Source organism: Methanoregula sp. (assembly GCF_049510175.1).
Taxonomy (GTDB): Archaea; Halobacteriota; Methanomicrobia; order Methanomicrobiales; family Methanospirillaceae; genus Methanoregula.
In genome coordinates this window covers 63233-83452 of record NZ_JBEKZF010000009.1, presented here as the reverse complement: position 1 = coordinate 83452, position 20220 = coordinate 63233, and the positions used below count along the sequence as shown (strand labels likewise).

Annotated in this window: 8 protein-coding genes; 6 read left to right on the top strand and 2 right to left on the bottom strand. The window is 52.3% G+C overall.

What is annotated here, in order from left to right:
- Positions 1-318: 318 nt before the first annotated feature.
- Positions 319-624, bottom strand: a complete 306-nt coding sequence (gene yciH, locus ABSG49_RS11085) for a stress response translation initiation inhibitor YciH (protein ID WP_424026192.1) — start codon at positions 622-624, stop codon at positions 319-321.
- A 184-nt stretch (positions 625-808) separates the two neighbouring features.
- On the opposite strand from yciH, the gene ABSG49_RS11080 reads away from it, so the two are divergent.
- The 4 genes from ABSG49_RS11080 to ABSG49_RS11065 all read left to right on the top strand — a co-directional run bounded on the left by ABSG49_RS11080 (position 809) and on the right by ABSG49_RS11065 (position 9272).
- Positions 809-2257 carry a cobyric acid synthase gene (locus tag ABSG49_RS11080; protein ID WP_424026191.1) on the top strand — a complete coding sequence of 483 codons (1449 nt, stop codon included), beginning with the start codon at positions 809-811 and terminating at the stop codon, positions 2255-2257.
- Between the two features lie 465 nt (positions 2258-2722).
- Positions 2723-4000: a DUF6345 domain-containing protein gene (locus ABSG49_RS11075; RefSeq protein ID WP_424026190.1), complete on the top strand. Its 1278-nt coding sequence runs from the start codon at positions 2723-2725 to the stop codon at positions 3998-4000.
- Positions 3994-5076 (top strand): PKD domain-containing protein, encoded by a 1083-nt coding sequence (locus ABSG49_RS11070; RefSeq protein WP_424026189.1) that lies wholly within the window; start codon positions 3994-3996, stop codon positions 5074-5076. The genes ABSG49_RS11075 and ABSG49_RS11070 overlap by 7 nt, the downstream gene beginning before the upstream one ends.
- Before the next feature lie 671 nt (positions 5077-5747).
- Complete coding sequence (locus ABSG49_RS11065) at positions 5748-9272, top strand: PKD domain-containing protein (protein WP_424026188.1); 3525 nt, start codon at positions 5748-5750, stop codon at positions 9270-9272.
- A 263-nt stretch (positions 9273-9535) separates the two neighbouring features.
- Here ABSG49_RS11065 and ABSG49_RS11060 read toward each other — a convergent pair whose 3' ends face one another.
- On the bottom strand, positions 9536-9814 hold the full coding sequence (locus tag ABSG49_RS11060; protein WP_424026187.1) for a hypothetical protein: 279 nt from the start codon (positions 9812-9814) through the stop codon (positions 9536-9538).
- A gap of 92 nt (positions 9815-9906) precedes the next feature.
- On the opposite strand from ABSG49_RS11060, the gene ABSG49_RS11055 reads away from it, so the two are divergent.
- Together ABSG49_RS11055 and ABSG49_RS11050 are read left to right on the top strand one after the other, a co-directional pair.
- Positions 9907-11085, top strand: coding sequence for a nucleotidyltransferase family protein (locus ABSG49_RS11055; RefSeq protein WP_424026186.1), 1179 nt, complete (start codon positions 9907-9909; stop codon positions 11083-11085).
- A gap of 603 nt (positions 11086-11688) precedes the next feature.
- Entirely contained in the window at positions 11689-20199 is an 8511-nt protein-coding gene (locus ABSG49_RS11050; RefSeq protein WP_424026185.1) for an IPT/TIG domain-containing protein, read from the top strand.
- Positions 20200-20220 lie beyond the last annotated feature (21 nt).

The window sequence follows — 20220 nt, the reverse complement described above, 5'->3', positions numbered from 1 at the left end:
TGGTTCATCAGAACCGCGAGGAGGAGAATCGGAGAGGTTTCCGGTAAACCTCGACGAAGAGAAGTGAGGCATCGGCCGACCTTCGACCATTTCTGAATGAATGGTTCATCAGAACCGCGAGGAGGAGAATCGGAGAGGTTTCCGGTAAACCTCGACGAAGAGAAGTGAGGCATCAGTGTTCTTCGAGGAATTATTTGCCCTATGTCGAAGCGATTCCGACGGAATCGCTTCTCCCGCCTCACCTCACGTTCCGTGAGGTTCGTCGTCCCCAAGAGCGTCTACGCTGAAACCCACTGATTTTTACAGAATAAAAAAAGATCAGGAAATATTTTCCATGCTGTAACCCTTGAGGGACAGGAGTTCCTTTACCCGGTCCCGGTGATTACCCTGCAGTTCGATCGAATTTCCCTTGACCGTCCCGCCGCAGGCGAGTTTTCCTTTCATATATTTGGAAAGATCTTCCAAATCGATATCAGAAGGATCAAGTCCGTCGATAACGGTCACTTCTTTCCCGTACCGGCGTTTGTTCACTTTGACATTGATCCTCTGCTGTTCCTTTGCTACCTCCTCACAAATACAAAGTTCCTTAGGTAGTCCACACGTCGGGCAAATCCCACCAATCATTACCAGTATTTTTAAGTTTCTCTTTATTTATGTCTTGGCATTGCACCGGGGAAAACCGTGTCATATAATACCAGACAACCCGTGCCTGCCCAGGGCACGGCAGCCATTTCCTGTTTTTCCTGCCCCCGGAACAACCCGGGATACATGGGTACCTGTTTTTATGATCCGTGCATACATTGTACGAATGTCGCTGTTTGTGATGGGGTCTGCCTCCCACGTGGGAAAGAGCGTCACGGTCGCCGCCATCTGCCGGTCTCTCGTCCGCCGCGGGATACCCGTCGCCCCGTTCAAGTCCCAGAACATGAGCCTGAACTCGTATGTCACCCCGGAAGGAGGCGAGATCGGCATGGCGCAGGCGATGCAGGCGTTTGCGGCAAAGGTGGTGCCTCATACCGATATGAACCCGGTGCTCCTCAAACCCAAGGGCGACTGCGTCTCGCAGGTGGTCCTGAACGGCCGGCCTTATAAGGATGTCCCGATCGCAGACTATTACCGCGAAACCCCTGAACTCCTGGAGCAGGCGCTTGCCGCATATGGCCGGCTGAAGTCGGCATACGGGCAGGTAGTCGTAGAAGGTGCGGGCGGGGCAGCGGAACTGAACCTGTACGACCGGGACATCGCGAACACCCTGCTCGCACAGAGGCTCCGCATCCCGATCATCCTTGTCGCCGATATCGAACGGGGCGGGGTCTTTGCGCAGGTGTACGGTACGATCACGCTCCTTCCTGCCGATCTCCGGCCTCTCGTGAAGGGGATCATTATCAACAAGTTCCGGGGCGATCCTGCAATTTTTGCCCCGGGCGTGAAAAAGATCGAGGAGATCTGCGGGGTGCCGGTGCTGGGCGTAGTGCCGTACTTCTCCCTGCCGCTGCCGAGCGAGGACTCGCTCTCGATCGGTGACAAGAAGTCCGGGAAGAACGGGGTGCGGGTTGCGGTCATCCGCCTTCCCCGGATCTCGAATTTTACCGACTTCGAGCTGCTCGAACAGTATGCATCGGTCGACTATGTCGCTCCCGGCACCCCGCTGGAGAAGTATGACTGTGTCATCATCCCCGGGACGAAGAATACGATCGATGACCTCAGGGTACTCCGTGAGACCGGCACCGGGCAGGCACTGCTGGATGCCCGAAGGCGGGGTGCACCGGTCATCGGGATCTGCGGGGGATACCAGATGCTCGGGAAGACCCTGGTCGATGCAGGATACGAGTCAGCAGCCGGCACGTACGAAGGGCTCGGGCTCCTCGACTGCGTCACCCGTTTCACCTCGTACGACAAGAACACGACGCAGGTGACCCGGCAGGCGGCCGATATCGGGCCCATCCTCTCTGCGATGGGTACGGTCACGGGATACGAGATCCACATGGGTGTCACGGATAGCGGGCGGAACCGGGAGGCCTTTGCCGGGGACGGTCGCGTGAGCGAGGACGGGCTCGTCTTCGGCACGTATATGCACGGGCTCTTTCTGAACCTGTCCGCGGCAAATGCCCTGCTTGCGTACCTGTATGAAAAGAAGGGGATTGCTTTCGAACCGATCCCTGCAACGGCTGCCGACCCGTACGAGGCGCTGGCGGATCTGTTCGAGGAGCACGTGGATATGGATGCGGTGGAGAGGATGGTGAGGGAAGGGGAGTGATCTTTCTGGCGGGGGATTGGGGAAAGAATATCTGGAGGTTTGACGCTCATCGGAGCTCCGCCCCTTGCCGCGTGGGCTAGCCCCGGGGTTATAACCGGAAAATTCTTTCATCTCATGCAACCAGTTTCGAATGATTTTCTGAATATACCGGTTTATTAGTTTATTCACATCGATATTTAAATGTGATATCGAATGATTTCATGATATGATAATTCTAAAATTAAACAAAAATCAAAAAATAACACATATATATAAAAATGGATAATTTAAAAGATAGTAGGAACGGTCCACCTGCTGTAGGAAGTGAGATGAACCGGAATCCTTCCCAAGAGCATGACATAATTAACTTCTTTTAACGTGAAGTTTCCGGTCATGTTCCCGAGCGAAGCACCGAAAAATCATGGAGATTGGACGAATTATTGAGAGTATTGAACCTCCCGTAATCCTTTCTTCATCGAAACCTCGTTGCTTGAAAAAGAGGAAATTACAATGAAGCAATCGCGTTACTCAGGGCATTTGCCGAAATATATCGGTCTGATTGTATTCTGTCTGCTTACAACGATTTTCATTTTTTTACCGGTCTTGGCTGAAGATCAAACAACTTCGAAAATTTATATTTCAATATCGGAGAAGACCTCATCTAACAAATCATTGATAAATGAGGCTGGACAGAAATCCTCTTCAAGCGCATCTGCCAGTTCACTGACGGCAAATTATAGCAAATATGTTGGTAAAATTGTGCAAATGTGGGTTGCTGGAACTAACCCTATACCCGGAGAAACAGTATTGTTCCAGCGATCTGAAGACGGTATTAATTGGTGTACTTACCATACTGATGTAACCGGATCTGACGGTTACGCCTATTATAATTATACCGAATCGTGCCCCGGGATCGTTTATTATCGTGGAGCTGATGTAAATGGACAGAATTCAGGAAATACTATTTCGATCGAATGGCTCCAGACGGATCCGCCGACAACCTGTGTGCCGATTCCCAAATGTGTTCAGAAGACATATTCGATAACCTGTATAGAAAATTATGATAATGTCTGTGGAGGGCCGGGGAAAACAAATTGTTCTATCCCTGGCTCTCTACAGGAATGCGATAATTTTGCGACTGCATTGAATAATGCCGGATATAAACAGAATTTTTACAATAAAGATGGGGATGTAATCGCTGAGAATTTTGGTACAGATCCATCCTATTCAGGAAATACTCTTACCGAATCGGCATTTCATTATCATTCAGGGCATGGAGCAGATGCCGGGAAAATCGGCTTCGGATTAACAGGAACCTATTTACTTCTGAAACCATGGGCTATATGGAGTCCTTTGTCCTACACAGTCAGTGCAGGGGATGTCGAGAACAAATGGGGTGGCGAAAACAAATGGGTAATGTTAGATTCTTGTAATATTTTCCGCGATAATGATTGGGGTCAATCATTAACAACATCTCACGGGATTCTTGGATTTACTTCCGATTCTGGTGTCAATCTCACATTTCCCGACACATTTATGAAATATGCGTTAAATAAAGACGAGACGATTGTAGGAGCTTACAAACAAGCGACTCTCGATACATATCACGATGATAATGTGACTGCAAAAGTTCTAGTAAAAACATCCAATCAATTATATAATGATCAATTTCCGGGACACGGGTATATGGCACCTGATGGGGATCCTAATAGTTTTGATATAAAACATCTTGAATGGAAATGCAGGAGTGGATATGAATGGTGACGAAGAAGGAGAAAATTGTCATTATCAGCATCATCCTTGCTATTGCTTTTATTTGTTTCATTATATTAATAAATATTAACCAAAAAACGGAATTATCTACTTCATCATATCTAACACCGATGGGCACCATAAGCATTAGCAATAATCTACCAAAATCTCCAGAAAATGTAATTCGATATTGGGTATTTCCTCAAGAAAATGATATGATTGAATATTCAGCTCCCGACCGGGGCAAGCCCCAGCGAACAATTCCCTCTGAAATTGAGGCTCCACAAATTGCTCAAAAAATTTTGTCAAAATATGGAGGATTACCTGAAGATGGTACCTTCGGGTCTATTAATACCGAATATGTTTATACTTATAATTTCATCACTCGGCAAGATCTACCCACAGATCCGATATCAACCGATGTTGGATATATCCGCAAACTGGATGGAATACCCGTTATCGGAAATGGGGGATTTATACAACTTGAACTTGGTGAGAATGGAAAATTACTTTATCTGAAGAAAATATGGAGAACCGTCAATAGTTCTGGAACAATTAGAATCATACCGATTACTGCTGCGATAGATAAATTACAGCGTGGTGAAACGCTCAGTGATCGTCCAAAATGTATGTGTGAACTGAATGTTAATTCGACACATCTTGGATATTTTGAAAAAGGATATAATATAACTCAAAATTTTTTAGATCCTGTATGGATTTTTTCTGGAACATTATCTGATGGAGATTCGTGGAGTTATACGGTCTATGCCTGGCAATTTGCAAATTTCACTATAACCCCCTATCATGGCTCTGATCCACTAATGATCCAGTTCAATGACACTTCAGAGACAAAATCTGTAAAATGGAAATGGGTGTTTGGCGATGGAGAAAATTCAACGGTACAAAATCCGGTTCATACATATCATATTTCCGGGATGTACAATGTCACATTCACCGCATGGAACGATTTGGGAAGCGATTCGATAACAAGACCGGTTAATGTCCCCATTACCTCCATTTCATTATCGGATTTTAATAACAATGCAAATACTCCTAGCGAAATAACGCCGGCGGGTAGTAATTTCTGATATTAGAGGAGTGGAAAATGAGGCTCATTCCTTTATTGGTAGCAATCGTTATCATTTATATAGGAAATACCATTTTTATGGTTCCAGTTCAGGGACTTCCTATTAATGGAAATTATTATTCTCCAATCGGTGTCGTTAATATTTCTGCAAGTATTCCCGAATTCCCTTCAACTATTACTGCGTTCCGAATAACACCAGATTCAAATGATATGGTGTATTATTCCGTTTCAGATCTTGTAAAAACCCGAACCAATGTCACTTCTGAAGTGGATGCCCCCATAATCTCTCAAAAAATCTTGGATAAATATGGTGGATTACCTCCTGATGCAATACTTAATTATGTAAAAACTGAATATATATACACATATAATTTTAGTACAAAACAAGATATACCTACAGATACGGTATCAACCAACGTACAATATGCCCGTTCTCTTGATGGTAAACCCGTTGTTGGTGACGGGGCATACATCAACATGGAACTTGGCGATAACGGGGAACTACTTTACTTGAACAAGGTATGGAGAACCGTTACTGCTGACGGAAATCTGCCAATTCAATCGGTTTCTGTTGCTATAGACAAACTAAGAACCGGGGAAGTGATCAATCCCAAAAAAGATCCTTATAATGTAAATGTTACAAAAATCAGGCTGGGGTATTTCGAAAAAGGCATGAATCAGTCAGAGGAATATCTTGAACCTGCATGGCTCTTCAAAGGAACGACAGAATCCGGTGATCCGATCCAATATTATGTCTACGCTCGCCAGTTTGCAAACTTCACCACCCCGGAGACAAACATCTCCACATTCCATGCCGTAAACTTCAATGACACTTCAGAGACAACACCGGTACAATGGTTGTGGGATTTCGGCGATGGTACGAATTCTACCACCCAGAATCCCTCCCATGCATACTTGACGACAGGGAATTATACGGTCAGCCTCCGGGCCTGGAACGAGCTGGGAAGTGACACGGAAACGAAAACGGATTATATCACCGTCTGGTACCAGAAACCCATCAATGCGGATTTCAACGCTACACCAACCGCTGCAACCGCCGGAGATGATATCCAGTTCTACGATGCTTCCGATTCCTCCCCCAATAAATGGTACTGGGACTTCGGCGATGGAACAAACTCGACCGACCAGAATCCCACGCACGCATATTCCGCCGGCGGGAATTACACGGTCAATCTTACAGCCGGGAATATATACGGCAACGACACGATATCCCGTGAGAACGCCATTTTTATCTTCCCGTCACCAGCACCGGTTGCTAATTTCATATCAAATTATTCGTGGTCATCAACCCGGACTCCGGTACCTATCGCATTCAACGACTCATCAGAAGGCAACATTACCCATTGGATCTGGGACTTTGGGGATGGGACGAATTCATCAGAACCATCCCCGGTTCATGTATTCACGGTTCTGCCCGGGGAGACCTATTCATTGTATGAGGTTAATCTGACCATTGTCGATAACTATGGACGGACATCCTCTGGGTTCGATTATTTCGAGATAAAAAAAGGATATTATCCTGACTTCAACGGGACTCCCAGGGAGGGGTTTGCACCGCTGAACGTAACCTTTCACGACCTGACTCCCGATTCCGATACGGCAAATCGGGTAGTATGGGATTTCGGCGATGGGGAATCATTCGACGTCTGGCGCCAGCCCATCCTCGCGACGGTCTTACACAAATATGTTCAACCCGGAACGTACGATGTGACCCTGACATATTATGACGAGCTCCCGCCTCGATTGGCCGCGACAGCAAGAACTTCAGCGGATAATTACGTGGGTAACGAATTCGAAGGATATGATGACCATTCATATTACCGGACAAAGGAATCTTATATCGTCGTAACAGAACCTGCCGCGCCGGTTGCCGAATTTACGGCAAATGTTACCACCGGAAAGGATACTCTGCCGGTGCTTTTTAGCGATCAGTCTACAGGATTTCCAACAGCATGGAACTGGTCGTTCGGGGATGGCGCATTCGCGACCGACTGGGATCCGGAACATCTCTATTCCACCGTAGGGAATTACACGGTCTCGCTAACGGTCAACAATGCTTATGGTGGGGACAATACTACGGTAAAAAAGGATTACATCACAGTCTTCCCGCGATCCCCGCCCGTTGCTACCTTCATCGGCACCCCCCCCTCCGGGAAAGTCCCATTAACGGTCTCATTCAACGATACGTCCACCGGTTCTCCGGCTAGCTGGAACTGGGACTTTGGCGACGGATCGAATGCAACAGATCAAAATCCTGTCCATACATATCCGACAGGAGGAAATTACTCGATATCACTTACTGCACAAAATGCAGATGGTACAAATTCCACAATAAAGATCGATTACATCACTGTTTTACCCTTAGTACCCCCGGTGGCGGATTTCATTGCCACACCTATCTCTGGTAAAACACCGCTGACTGTAACTTTCAACGACATTTCGACAGGATCCCCGGACCACTGGATCTGGGACTTTGGTGAAGGATCAAATGCGACCGATCAGAATCCGGTCCATACCTACACACGTGCAGGAACCTACACGGTTTCATTATCTGTAACAAATGCTGATGGCACGGACCTGAAAGTCAGGCCCGACTGCATAATCGTCTCCACTCTTACACCCCCGGTCGTAGGATTTACAACAAACAGCACATCCGGCAAGAGTCCCCTTGCCATCGCGTTTACCGATACTTCCACGAATTCCCCGACATCGTGGAACTGGACGTTCGGTGATGGTGCATTTTCCGATGAACAGAACCCTGTCCATGTTTACTCGGCAACAGGGACCTATACCGTATCGCTCATTGTTACTAACCCTGATGGCAGTGACACTGCCACAAGAAACGGATATATTTCTGTATCAGCCCCGGTTTTGCCAGTCGCAGATTTTTCGTCAAACAGGACTACGGGCAATGCGCCCTTGACTGTTGGATTTACTGATAGTTCGACTGGCCAGCCAACCAGCTGGTACTGGGACTTTGGTGATGGGAAGAACTCCACAGGACAAAACCCGGTCCACCAGTATATCTCCGCCGGCTCATTCACCGTTTCACTCACAGTTGCAAACCCGGATGGTTCCAATACAAAGACGCGGACAAATTACATCACGGTTACGGCAATCTCCGGCCCGGCAGCCAACTTCACAGGTCACCCAACCCATGGGAAAGCGCCCTTGAAAGTTACATTCAATGATACCTCCATTGGATTCCCGACGCAGTGGTACTGGAGCTTCGGTGACGGGACGAATACAACTGATCAGAACCCTGTCCACATCTACCTGGCAACGGGAAAATATACGGTTTCGATGACCGCTTCGAATGCCGGTGGAAGTGATATGAAGACGCGGAAACAATACATCACCATCACGGCCCCAACGCCAACCCCAGCACCAGTCCCGTTTTACCCGGTTCCGACTGTCAATGTGTCCGCGGACAAATGCAATGTGCGCCTTGACTGGAATGTCATCACAGATTCCCGGTTGCAGGGTTACAAAGTAGTAATCTCGAAGACCAACTCAAACCCGAAATATCCGGATGACGGCTATATGTACTGGATCACCGACCGGTACCACAACTACTCGGTCCTCGATACAAAGACACCCTACAACGGCGGCGATATTGGTGGGTACCTGAAGCCAGGCCAGAAATATTACTTCAGCATCACAGCGGTCTATACAGATGCGAAAGTTCCGGGTAACAGTGTGGAATTCGTGTACCCTGCGTGTGGGACACCAACTCCTACCACAACTACCATAAAACCAACAGAGACCTGCACTGTTAAACCAACAACAACATGTACGATAAAACCAACCGTAGCCACAACGGCTGAGCCACCCTGCGCAGCCCCGCATGTCACCGGTATTACAGGGAATTCTACGATCCGCCTTGACTGGGACGCAATCATGGATAGCCGGTTGCAAGCATATAAGGTAGTGATCTCGAAGAATAATCCAAACCCGAAATATCCGGATGATGGGTATATGTACTGGATCACTGATAGATACCAGAATTACTCAGTTGTCGACACCAGAACATCTTACAATGGCGGTGACATCGGCGTATATCTGAAACCCGGTCAGATCTATTACTTCAGTATCATCGCAGTCTATACGAATACGAATGTTTCGGGGAATGTCATCCATCTGAAATTTCCGGGATCTGGGAAGTCCGTGACGTAATTAATGGATACAACACCATAATTCACCGTATCATTTAAAGATTCGGAAGTTTTGGTGAATAACCAGATATCCTAATCCAAAATCCTTTTTTACAAGGCGTTTTTATTGCAGATCACGTTCTTAAAATAGGGTATTTTCTATTATTGTTTAGTAATGAACTGCTATTTTGAAATGCAAGCCTGTAGCTGAGCATTCCTCCGTGAGGGTAGAAAAACCGGATAACCCATTCCTTAATGACCGCGAGTATCACAGAAAACCCCGGCTCAGCTTATAATATTCGTAATGCTATGGAACCCTTCCCCCTGCCGGTCAGCACACTTCACCGCAGTGGCCTTGGAAAAATCCACCCGCTCGGTCACCCGGCATCTCGTGCAGTAGGCCAGCGAGGGCGACTTGACGAACTTCCCGCCCACCTCGAACTCCCGGCAGAAGATGCAGAACCCGCAGTTCTCCGTCGGCTCTTTCTTCTCCGGCAGGCACTGCACCTGCCCCTTATTGACCGGTAATACCCGGTAATCCTCGTCCGCCATAGTATAATCCATTCTCATTTTACCCGCGATCATATAAACCCGGAGCTGGCGACAGGACCCTGAAAAACAGTATCCTTAAACCATCCCGGCACAAAAACTGTAGCATGAAGGTGTGTATCATGTGCGGGGGGGAAGGCACCCGGCTCCGCCCCCTCACATTCGAACGGCCCAAGCCCTGTATCCCCATCGTCAACCGCCCATCCATCCAGCACCTCGTCGCACACCTCACGAACCTCGGGTTCCGGGAAATAGTGCTCACCCTCGGCTACATGGGGAGTTCCATCGAGGAAGCACTCGGGGACGGCTCGCTCTTTGGGGCCGAGATCACCTATGTCCACGAGAAGTGCAAGCTCGGGACTGCCGGCAGTGTCAAGAATGCCCAGAAGTATCTCGAGGGGCAGGACTTCCTCATTGTCGGCGGCGACCACGTCACCGACTTAAACGTGCTGGAGTTTTACCGGTCACACCAGAAAGAGAAGGCGACCGTGAGTATCGGCCTGATATCGATCGATGATCCGGGGGAATATGGTATCGCCGAGATCGATGTCGCGTATAATATAAAGCGGTTCAAGGAAAAACCCGAACCCGGGGAAATATTCTCCAACCTGGCAAGTACCGGGATGTACGTCTGCAGCCCCGATGTGTTCGATTACATTCCTGAGGGTGTCAAATACGATTTCGCCCGGGACTTATTCCCCCGGCTGATGGAAGAAGGCCATGCCCTCAAAGGCTGGCTGGCCCGGGGGAACTGGACGGATGTCGGGAGCCCGCATTCCCTGCGGCAGGCGGAGCGGTGGAAACTCCAGGGGATTGATTTTACCGATATCATCGGGGACCTCTCCATGCACGGGGCTCAGGTCAAGGGACCGATCCAGCTCGGCGGTTCGATCACGCTCGGGAAGAACACGCGGGTCATCGGCCCGGTGGCGATTGCCTCCGGCACGACCATCGGCGACAACGTGCTGATCGGCCCCTACACGAGCATCGGGGAGAAATGCATCCTCCGGAACAACGTGAAGGTCTTCTCGTCCTCGCTCTACGACCGGGTCATCATCGGGGCGAACACCACGATCTCCGGCAGCATCATGGACAACGACACCCATATCGGGGAGCACTGCAGCATCGAGAACGACACCGTCATCGGCCCCCGGGTCGTCCTGCGGGACCGGGTCGTGGTCCACTCCAAGACCCGGCTCTGGCCGGAGGTCGTGATCCCGGACGGCACGGTGGTAAAAGAGCACGTGCTCAACGAAAAGTTCGACCTGCGCTACGACGGGTCGTAGGTCTTCACTACATACTCTTTTTCTCCAGAGGTCCGGAACCTGTTTGCCGGTGAAGTTGATGGTAAAATATTTTGATCCTCCTTTGGAAAACTGCGATTCCTGAAGGGGCACGAACTTCCCGTCCGGCCAGACCATCGTTGACCTGAGGTATCCTGCGAATAGCGAGATGAGTACTACCCTCTCTACGGTCTCGTCCACCCAGATCATCGGGGCGCTGCCACCAAAAGACCACAAAGGATAAAGTTCAATCATGGTCTGCGATACCCTGACAGTACTGCCCGGAAGATAAAAGGATGAGTGAATGGTTGAAATATATGAGCCGGATAATTTACAGAAATTAATATCACAATTTTTAAGTAGAGGAATTAGGATATTATGCGTTCGTAGGAGACTAACAATTGAGTGTTAGGAGATGTCTCTCCACAAAAATGCATTTTGGATTTTTTGACAGGTTGACCGAAGGGATTACCCCGGGAAATCTGTTAAGAAAATGAAGGTGAAGGTTGTTGTATGATTACTGAAACGGTGCTCAGAAGCAGGATATGCAGTAAAGCAAAAAGGTTATTGACTGGTGTGAAAGGAACGAACGTTCATCCACCACAGATGATCCATGGAACCCCGAAGAATCGTGCCAGGCCAACTACCGTGCCCTCTGCCGGAATTCCGGCGAAGCGGGCTCCGATTCGTACCCTGTTCATCCTGGCATCTCTCTTTCTCCTGGTTTTTCTTGTCGTCCCGGCGGTATCTGCACTGCCAGTCATCACCGGGATTTCGCCGGGCACCGGCCCGCAGAACGGCGGCAACACGGTAAACATCACCGGTACGGATCTGGTGGCTGCGTCCGGAACGCCAACGGTACAATTTAACGCAGGAGGTACCGACGGGAGCGGGGGCGCTTCAGCACCGGCAACTATTGTCGGGACTCCCACCGCCAGTTCGATCAGCGTGACCGCCCCATTTAGCCCGGTTGTTGGAGGAGGGGGTTACGTTGACGTCGAGGTCACGAACAATGACGGCACATCAGTCGATTTACCTGCTGACGAATATAACTATGTAACCATCTTACCATCTCCGAATATCGTGAGCATAACACCGGGTTCCGGCTACCCGGGGGGCGGTCAACCGGTAGAGATTGACGGTACGAACTTCGTCAACGGCAACACGTTTGGTGTGACCATTGGCGGTTTTCCGGCGTTGAACGTTGTCTATGTTTCCCCGACTGAGATTACCGCGGAAACCCCCGGTGGCCCAGCCGGAACCATGCAGGCCGTGGTTCTTACCAACTACGACGGCCAGACCGCGACGAGCGGCTACTTCTACGATGCAAACCCGACGGCTACGACCATTTTGCCCTCAGCCGGCTCGGTAGTGGGCGGCCAGTCGGTAACGATCACCGGTACGAACTTTATTACCGGCTCTGGGCTTGGTGTGACCATTGGCGGTAATGCAGCAACGAATGTCGTTGTTGTCGACCCCACGACGATTACGGCAACAACACCTGCCGGCTCAGGAACCGGCCAATCCGTAATAGTTACCATCGGCGATGGCCAGACGGCGACCGCGACGGGCACCTACACCTATGATCCAGTCCCGACGATTTCAACCATATCGCCTTCAGCCGGCTCGGTAACCGGCGGTCAGACGGTAACGATTACGGGTACGAACTTTGAGCCCGCCGGGACTTCAGCCGGTGTGACCATGGGCGGTCATGCAGCAACGGTTGTCAGCCATTCTGCCACTCAGATTGTCGTGACAACACCCGCCGGCACAGCCGGATCCCAATCCGTAGTAGTCACCATCTCTGATGGCCAGACCGCGACGACTTCCTACACGTATGATGCAGTCCCGACGGTTACGGGCATATCGCCGTCCCACGGCTCGGTATCCGGCGGCCAGACGATAACGATCAAAGGTACGCACCTGCAGACGAGCGGGTCGTCGCTCGGCGTGACCATTGATGGTGTTGCAGCAACAAGTGTTACTGCTGTCAACCCCACGACGATTACAGCAACAACCCCTGCCGGCGCAGCCGGAGTCAAAAATGTGGTAGTTACGATCGGGGATGGCCAGACCGTAACCGATACGGGAGCATACACGTATGATGAAGTCCCGACGGCTACGACCGTCACGCCGTCAGCCGGTTCGGCAGCCGGCGGCCAGACGGTGACGATTGCCGGTACGCACTTTATTTCCGGGACGTCGCTTGGGGTGACCATTGGCGGCAATGCAGCAACGAATGTCGTTGTTATCAACCCCGATACGATTACCGCAACAATACCTGCCGGCTCAGTCGGAGCCCCCCAGGCCGTCATCGTTACGAACGGAGACGGCCAGACCGTGACCGCGACGGGTACCTACACGTATGATGCAGTCCCGACGGCTACGATCATAACATCGTCAATCGGCTCGGTGACCGGCGGTCAGTCGGTAACAATTACCGGTACGAACTTTGTCACAGGCCCTTCGCTTGGTGTGTCTATTGGCGGTCATGCAGCAACAAGTGTCGTTGTTGTTAACGCCACTGCGATCACGGCAACAACACCTGCCGGCTCAGCCGGGGTCAAGAATGTAGTAGTTACGATCGGCGATGGCCAGACCGCAACCGATGAGGGCGCATACACGTATGATGCAGTCCCGACGGTTACGGGCATAACGCCGTCAGCCGGCTCGGTGACCGGCGGCCAATCGGTGACGATTTCCGGTACGTACTTTATTGCCGGGACGTCGCTGGGGGTGACCATTGGCGGTGCCCCGGCAACAAGTGTCAGTTTTGTTAACGCCAATACGATTACGGCGAGAACACCTGCCGGATCAGCCGGGGTCAAAAATGTAGTAGTTACCAGCGCAGATGGCCAGACTGCAACCGATGCAGGAGCATACACGTATGATGCAGTCCCGACGGCTACGGGCATAACGCCGTCAGCCGGCCCGGTGACCGGCGGCCAATCGGTAACGATTACCGGTACGAACTTTATTACCGGCCCTCCGCTTGGTGTGACCGTTGGCGGTAACGCAGCAACAAGTGTCGTTGTTGTCAACCCCACGACGATCACGGCAACAACACCTGCCGGCACAGCCGGATCCCAACCCGTTGTAGTTACGATCGGTGATGGCCAGACCGCGACCGTGTCAGGTACCTACACGTATGATGCAGTCCCGACGGTAACGAGAATAATGTCATATGTCGGCCCGGTGGCCGGCGGTCAGTCGGTCACGATTACCGGTACGAACTTTATTACCGGTGCTTCGCTTGGTGTGACCATTGGCGGTAATGCGGCAACAAGTGTCGTTGTTGTGAACCCCACGACGATTACGGCAACAACACCAGCCGGCACAGACGGGGCCAAAAATGTGGTAGTTACGATCGGCGATGGCCAGACCGCAACCGATGCGGGAGCATACGTGTATGATCCCATCCCGACGGTTACGACCATATCGCCGTCAGCCGGCTCGGTATTGGGCACTCAGACGGTAACGATTACCGGTACAAACTTAAGTTCCACCGGTTATTCTTCGCTTAGTGTGACCATAGGCGGTAATGCAGCAAGGGTCTGGTCTAATACTGCCACCACAGTTTCGGCGGAAACACCAGCCGGCACAGCCGGAGTCAAGGATGTAGTAGTTACCATCGCAGATGGCCAGACCGCGACCTTGCCGGGAGCATACACGTATGATGCAGTCCCGACGGTTACGGGTATAACGCCGTCAGCCGGCCCGGTGACCGGCGGCCAGTCGGTAACGATTACCGGTACGAACTTTATTACCGGTGCTTCGCTTGATGTGATCATTGGCTCTAATTCAGCAACGAATATCGTTGTTGTCAACCCCACCACGATTACGGCAACAACATCTACCGGCACAGACGTCCACAAGGATGTAGTAGTTGTGATCGGAGATGGCCAGACCGCAATCGATAACTTTGCATACACGTATGATGCAGTCCCGACGGCTACGACCCTATTGCCGTGGGACGGCTCGGTATTGGGCGGTCAGTCGTTAACGATCACCGGTACGAACTTTATTACCGGTCCTTCGCTTGGCGTGACCATTGGCGGTAATGCAGCAACGAATGTCGTTGTTGTTAGCCCCACGACGATTACGGCAACAACACCTGCCGGCACAGGAAGTGCCAGGCCGGTAGTAGTTACGATCGGAGATGGCCAGAGCGCAACCGATGCGGGTGTCTACACATATGATGCAGTCCCGACAGTTACAACTATATCGCCGTCAGCCGGCCAGTCATCGGGCGGTACCACGTTGACAATTACCGGTACGAACTTTGAGCCTGCCGGGACTTCAGCTGCTGTGACCATTGGCGGTAATGCAGCAACGGTTGTCAGTCACTCTGCCACTCATATTGTCGTGACAACACCTGCCGGCGCACCCGGAACACGGCCTGTAATAGTTACTATCTCTGATGGCCAGACCGCGACGGGTACCTACACGTATGATGCAGCCCCCACGATTACGGGCATAACACCGTCAGCCGGCCCGGTAGCAGGAGGTCAACCGGTAACGATCACCGGTACGAACTTGAATACTACCGGGACATCGCTTGGTATGACCATTGATAGTCTTCCCGCAACAAATGTCGTTGTTATTAACAACACTACGATTACGGCAACAACACCTGCCGACGCAGCCGGCGTCAAAACTGTCGTAGTTACGATAGGAGATGGCCAGACCGCAACCGATGCGGGAGCATATACGTATGATGCACAGCCAACGCTTACGGGCATAACGCCGTCAGCCGGCTCGGTACTGGGCGGTCAACCGGTAACGATCTCCGGTACCTACTTAAGTTCCACCGGTACTTCTTCGCTGAGTGTGACCATAGGCGGTGCGCCGGCAACAATTCTTACTGCTTCTGGCACTACGATTACGGCGACAACACCACCCGGCACAACCGGAGTCAAGAATATAGTAGTTACCATCGCAGATGGCCAGACCGCAACCGATGCGGGAGCATATACGTATGATGCAGTCCCGACAACTACCGGCATAACGCCGTCAGCCGGCCCGGTAGCTGGCGGTCAACCGGTAACGATCACCGGTACGAACCTGAATACTACCGGGACATCGCTTGGTGTGACCATTGGCGGTAATGCAGCAACAAATGTCGTTTTAGTTAACCCCACGACGATTACGGCGAGAACGCCAGCCGGCACAGCCGGCGTCAAAGATGTAGTAGTTACGATAGGAGATGGCCAGACCGCAACCGATGCGGGAGCATATACCTATGATGCAGTCCCGACGGTTACGGGCATAACGCTGTCAGCCGGCTCGGTAGCCGGCGGTCAACCGGTAACGATCACCGGTACGAACTTGCAGACGAGCGGGACTTCGCTGGGGGTGACCATTGGCGGTAATGCGGCAACGAATGTCGTTGTTGTTAACCCCACGACGATTACGGCGAGAACACCAGCCGGCACAGCCGGAGTCCAGACTGTTATAGTTACCATCGGAGATGGCCAGACCGCAACCGATGCGGGAGCATATACCTATGATGCAGTCCCGACCGCTACGGGCATAACGCCGTCAATGGGCTCGGTAGCCGGTGGTCAATCGGTAACGATTACCGGTACGAACTTGCAGACTGCCGGGACTTCGCTTGCTGTGACCATCGGGGGTAACGCAGCAACAAGTGTCAGCTTTGTTAACTCCACGACGATTACGGCGACAACACCAGCCGGCACAGCCGGAGCCCAGAATCTCGTAGTTACCATCGGAGATGGCCAGACCGCGACCTTGTCGGGATCATACACGTATATCGCACGCCCGGTCGTGTCCAACATCGCACCGACATCCGGGCCGACAACCGGCAATACCGTTGTAATGATCACCGGTACTGCCTTGAGCAATGCGACCGTAGTTAAGTTTGGTAATACCGTGGTCCCCATGAGAAATATCACGGTGGACACGGCTAATTTAATCACCTTGATCGCCCCGTCCAATGCAACAGCCGGATCCCCTGATATTATTGTCACCACGCCTGGTGGCACATCCGCGACATCATCTTCCGACCAATACACGTATCAAGCAGTCCCGACCGTCACCAGCATCTCACCGACTGCCGGCCCGGTAACAGCCGGCACTACGGTAACCATCACGGGTAGTAACCTGGCCGGAGCGACCACGGTTAATTTTGGTAGTACACCGGGAACCATCACCGCAAACACTGCCACTTCAATAACCGCGACAGCCCCGGGCGGTTCAGGAACCGTTGACATTACCGTTTCCACACCTTCCGGCACATCCGCACCAGTAACCTCTGACAAATTCACCTACATAGCACTCCCGGTCGTGTCCGGCATCTCGCCGAAAGTCGGCCCGCTCACCGCCGGCACCCGAGTTACCATCACCGGGACCGCGTTTACCGGAGCGACCGAAGTTGACTTTGGTAGCACACCTGCTACCGGTGTAACCGTTGTCAGCGCTACTTCAGTCACCGCAACCGCCCCGGCTGGTACTGCCGGAACCGTTGACGTTACCGTCACCACAGCTGGCAGTACATCCGTCACGTCAGCCTCGGACCAATACACCTATGAAGCAGTCCCGACCGTCACCAGTATCTCACCGACTGCCGGCCCGCTCACCGCTGGCACCACCGTCACCATCGCCGGGACTGGCTTGTCCGGACCGACCGCAGTAAAGTTTGGTAGCACAGCGGGAACCATCCTCACGAATTCATCTACATCAATCACGGTGACCGCTCCGTCTGGTACTGCTGGAATTGTTGACGTCACGGTCACCACACCCGGTGGCACATCCGCAACCGGATCAGGAGACAAATACACGTATACAGCACTCCCGGTCGTAACCAGTATCTCACCGGTTGCAGGTCCGCTGACTGCCGGCACCCGAGTCACCATCACCGGGACCGGCTTGGCCGGACCGACCGCAGTAAAGTTTGGCAGCACAGCGGGAACCATCCTCACGAATTCTTCTACATCAATCACCGCGACCGCCCCGGCTGGTGCTGCCGGAACCGTTGACGTCACTATTACCACACTTGGTGGCACATCCGCGACATCCGCCTCTGACAAATTCACCTATGTAGCACTCCCGGTCGTATCCAGGATCTCCCCGGCCGCGGGTCCGCTGACCGCCGGCACCACCGTCACCATCACCGGGACTGGCTTTACCGGAGCGGTCGCAGTGAACTTTGGTAGCACAGCAGCTACCCATGTGAGCGTTGTCAGCGCTACTTCAGTCACCGCAACCGCCCCGGCCGGTGCTGCCGGAACCGTTGACGTTACCGTCACCACAGCTGGCAGTACATCCGTCACGTCAGCCTCGGACCAATACACCTATGAAGCAGTCCCGACCGTATCCAGCATCTCACCGACTGCCGGCCCGCTCACCGCCGGCACCACCGTCACCATCGCCGGGACTGGCTTGTCCGGACCTACTGCAGTAAAGTTTGGTAGCACAGCGGGAACCATCCTCACGAATTCATCTACATCAATCACCGTGACCGCTCCGGCCGGTACAGCCGGAGTTGTGAACGTCACTGTCACCACGCCCGGTGGCACATCCGCAACTGGATCAGGTAATAAATACACGTATACAGCACTCCCCGTCGTATCCAGGATCTCACCGGCCGTGGGTCCGCTGACCGCCGGTACCACAGTCACCATCACCGGGACTGGCTTGACCGGAGCGACCACAGTTAACTTTGGTAGCACACCGGGAACCATCACTGCGAATACTGCTACATCAATCAGCGTAACCGCCCCAGGCGGTTCAGGAGCCGTTGACATCACAGTCATCACGCCGGGCGGCACATCCCCGGTTACACCAGCTGACAAATTCACGTATCAAGCAGCCCCGTTCGTATCCAGCACCTCACCGATTGCCGGCTCGGTAACCGGCGGTCGATCAGTTACCCTCTATGGGACAGGCTTTACCGGAGCGACCGTTGTTGACTTTGGTAGCACACCGGCAACCATCACCGCGAACACCGGGTCTTTAATCACGGTGATCGCCCCGGCCCATGCAGCCGGAGTTGTTGACGTTACTGTCACGACACTCCTCGGCACATCTGCAACCGGAACCGGTGACCAATACACGTATGAAGCAGCGGCCCCGACCGTATCCGGCATCTCACCAACTTCCGGCTCAGTGACCGGTGGCACATCAGTCACCATCACCGGGACCGCGTTTACCGGAGCGACCGCAGTTAACTTTGGTAGCGTAACGGGAACCATCACCGGGACCCCCACCGCTACTTCAATCACGGCGACCGCCCCGGCTGGTACTGCCGGAATTGTTGATGTCACGGTCATCACCCCCGGTGGAACATCCGCGACCGGAACCGGTGATCAATACACGTATGTAGTATTCCCCGTCGTTGGCAGCATCTCACCAGCATCCGGCTCGGTAACCGGCGGTCAATCAGTAACCATCACCGGGACTAACTTGACCGGTGTGACTGCAGTAAAGTTTGGTAGCACAGCGGCCACTCATGTGACCGTTGTCAGCGCTACTTCAATCACCGCGACCGCCCCGGCCGGTTCGGGAATTGTTAACGTTACCGTCATCAAGCTTGGCAAAACATCCACCGTTACACCAGCTGACAAATACACGTATGTTGCAGCCCCCGTCGTGTCCAGCATCTCGCCGAAAGCCGGCCCACTAACTGACGGTCAATCAGTAACCATTACCGGGACTGGCTTTACCGGAGCGACCACCGTTAACTTTGGAGGCACAGCGGCAACCCATATGACGGTTGTCAGCGGTACTTCAATTACCGCGACCGCCCCGGCCCATGCAGCCGGAGTTGTTGACGTCACGGTCATCACACCTGGTGGGACATCCGCAATGGGAACCGGTGACAAATTCACGTATCAAGCAGCCCCTGTCGTATCCAGAATCTCACCAATGTCCAGCTCACATACTGGCGGCACTACAGTCACCATCACCGGGACTGGCTTTACCGGAGCGACCACCGTTAACTTTGGAGGCACAGCGGCAACCCATATGACGGTTGTCAGCGGTACTTCAATTACCGCGACCGCCCCGGCCCATGCAGCCGGAGTTGTTGACGTCACGGTCATCACACCTGGTGGGACATCCGCAACGGGAACCGGTGACAAATTCACGTATACCTGATAACGCAAAAAATAAGGTCTG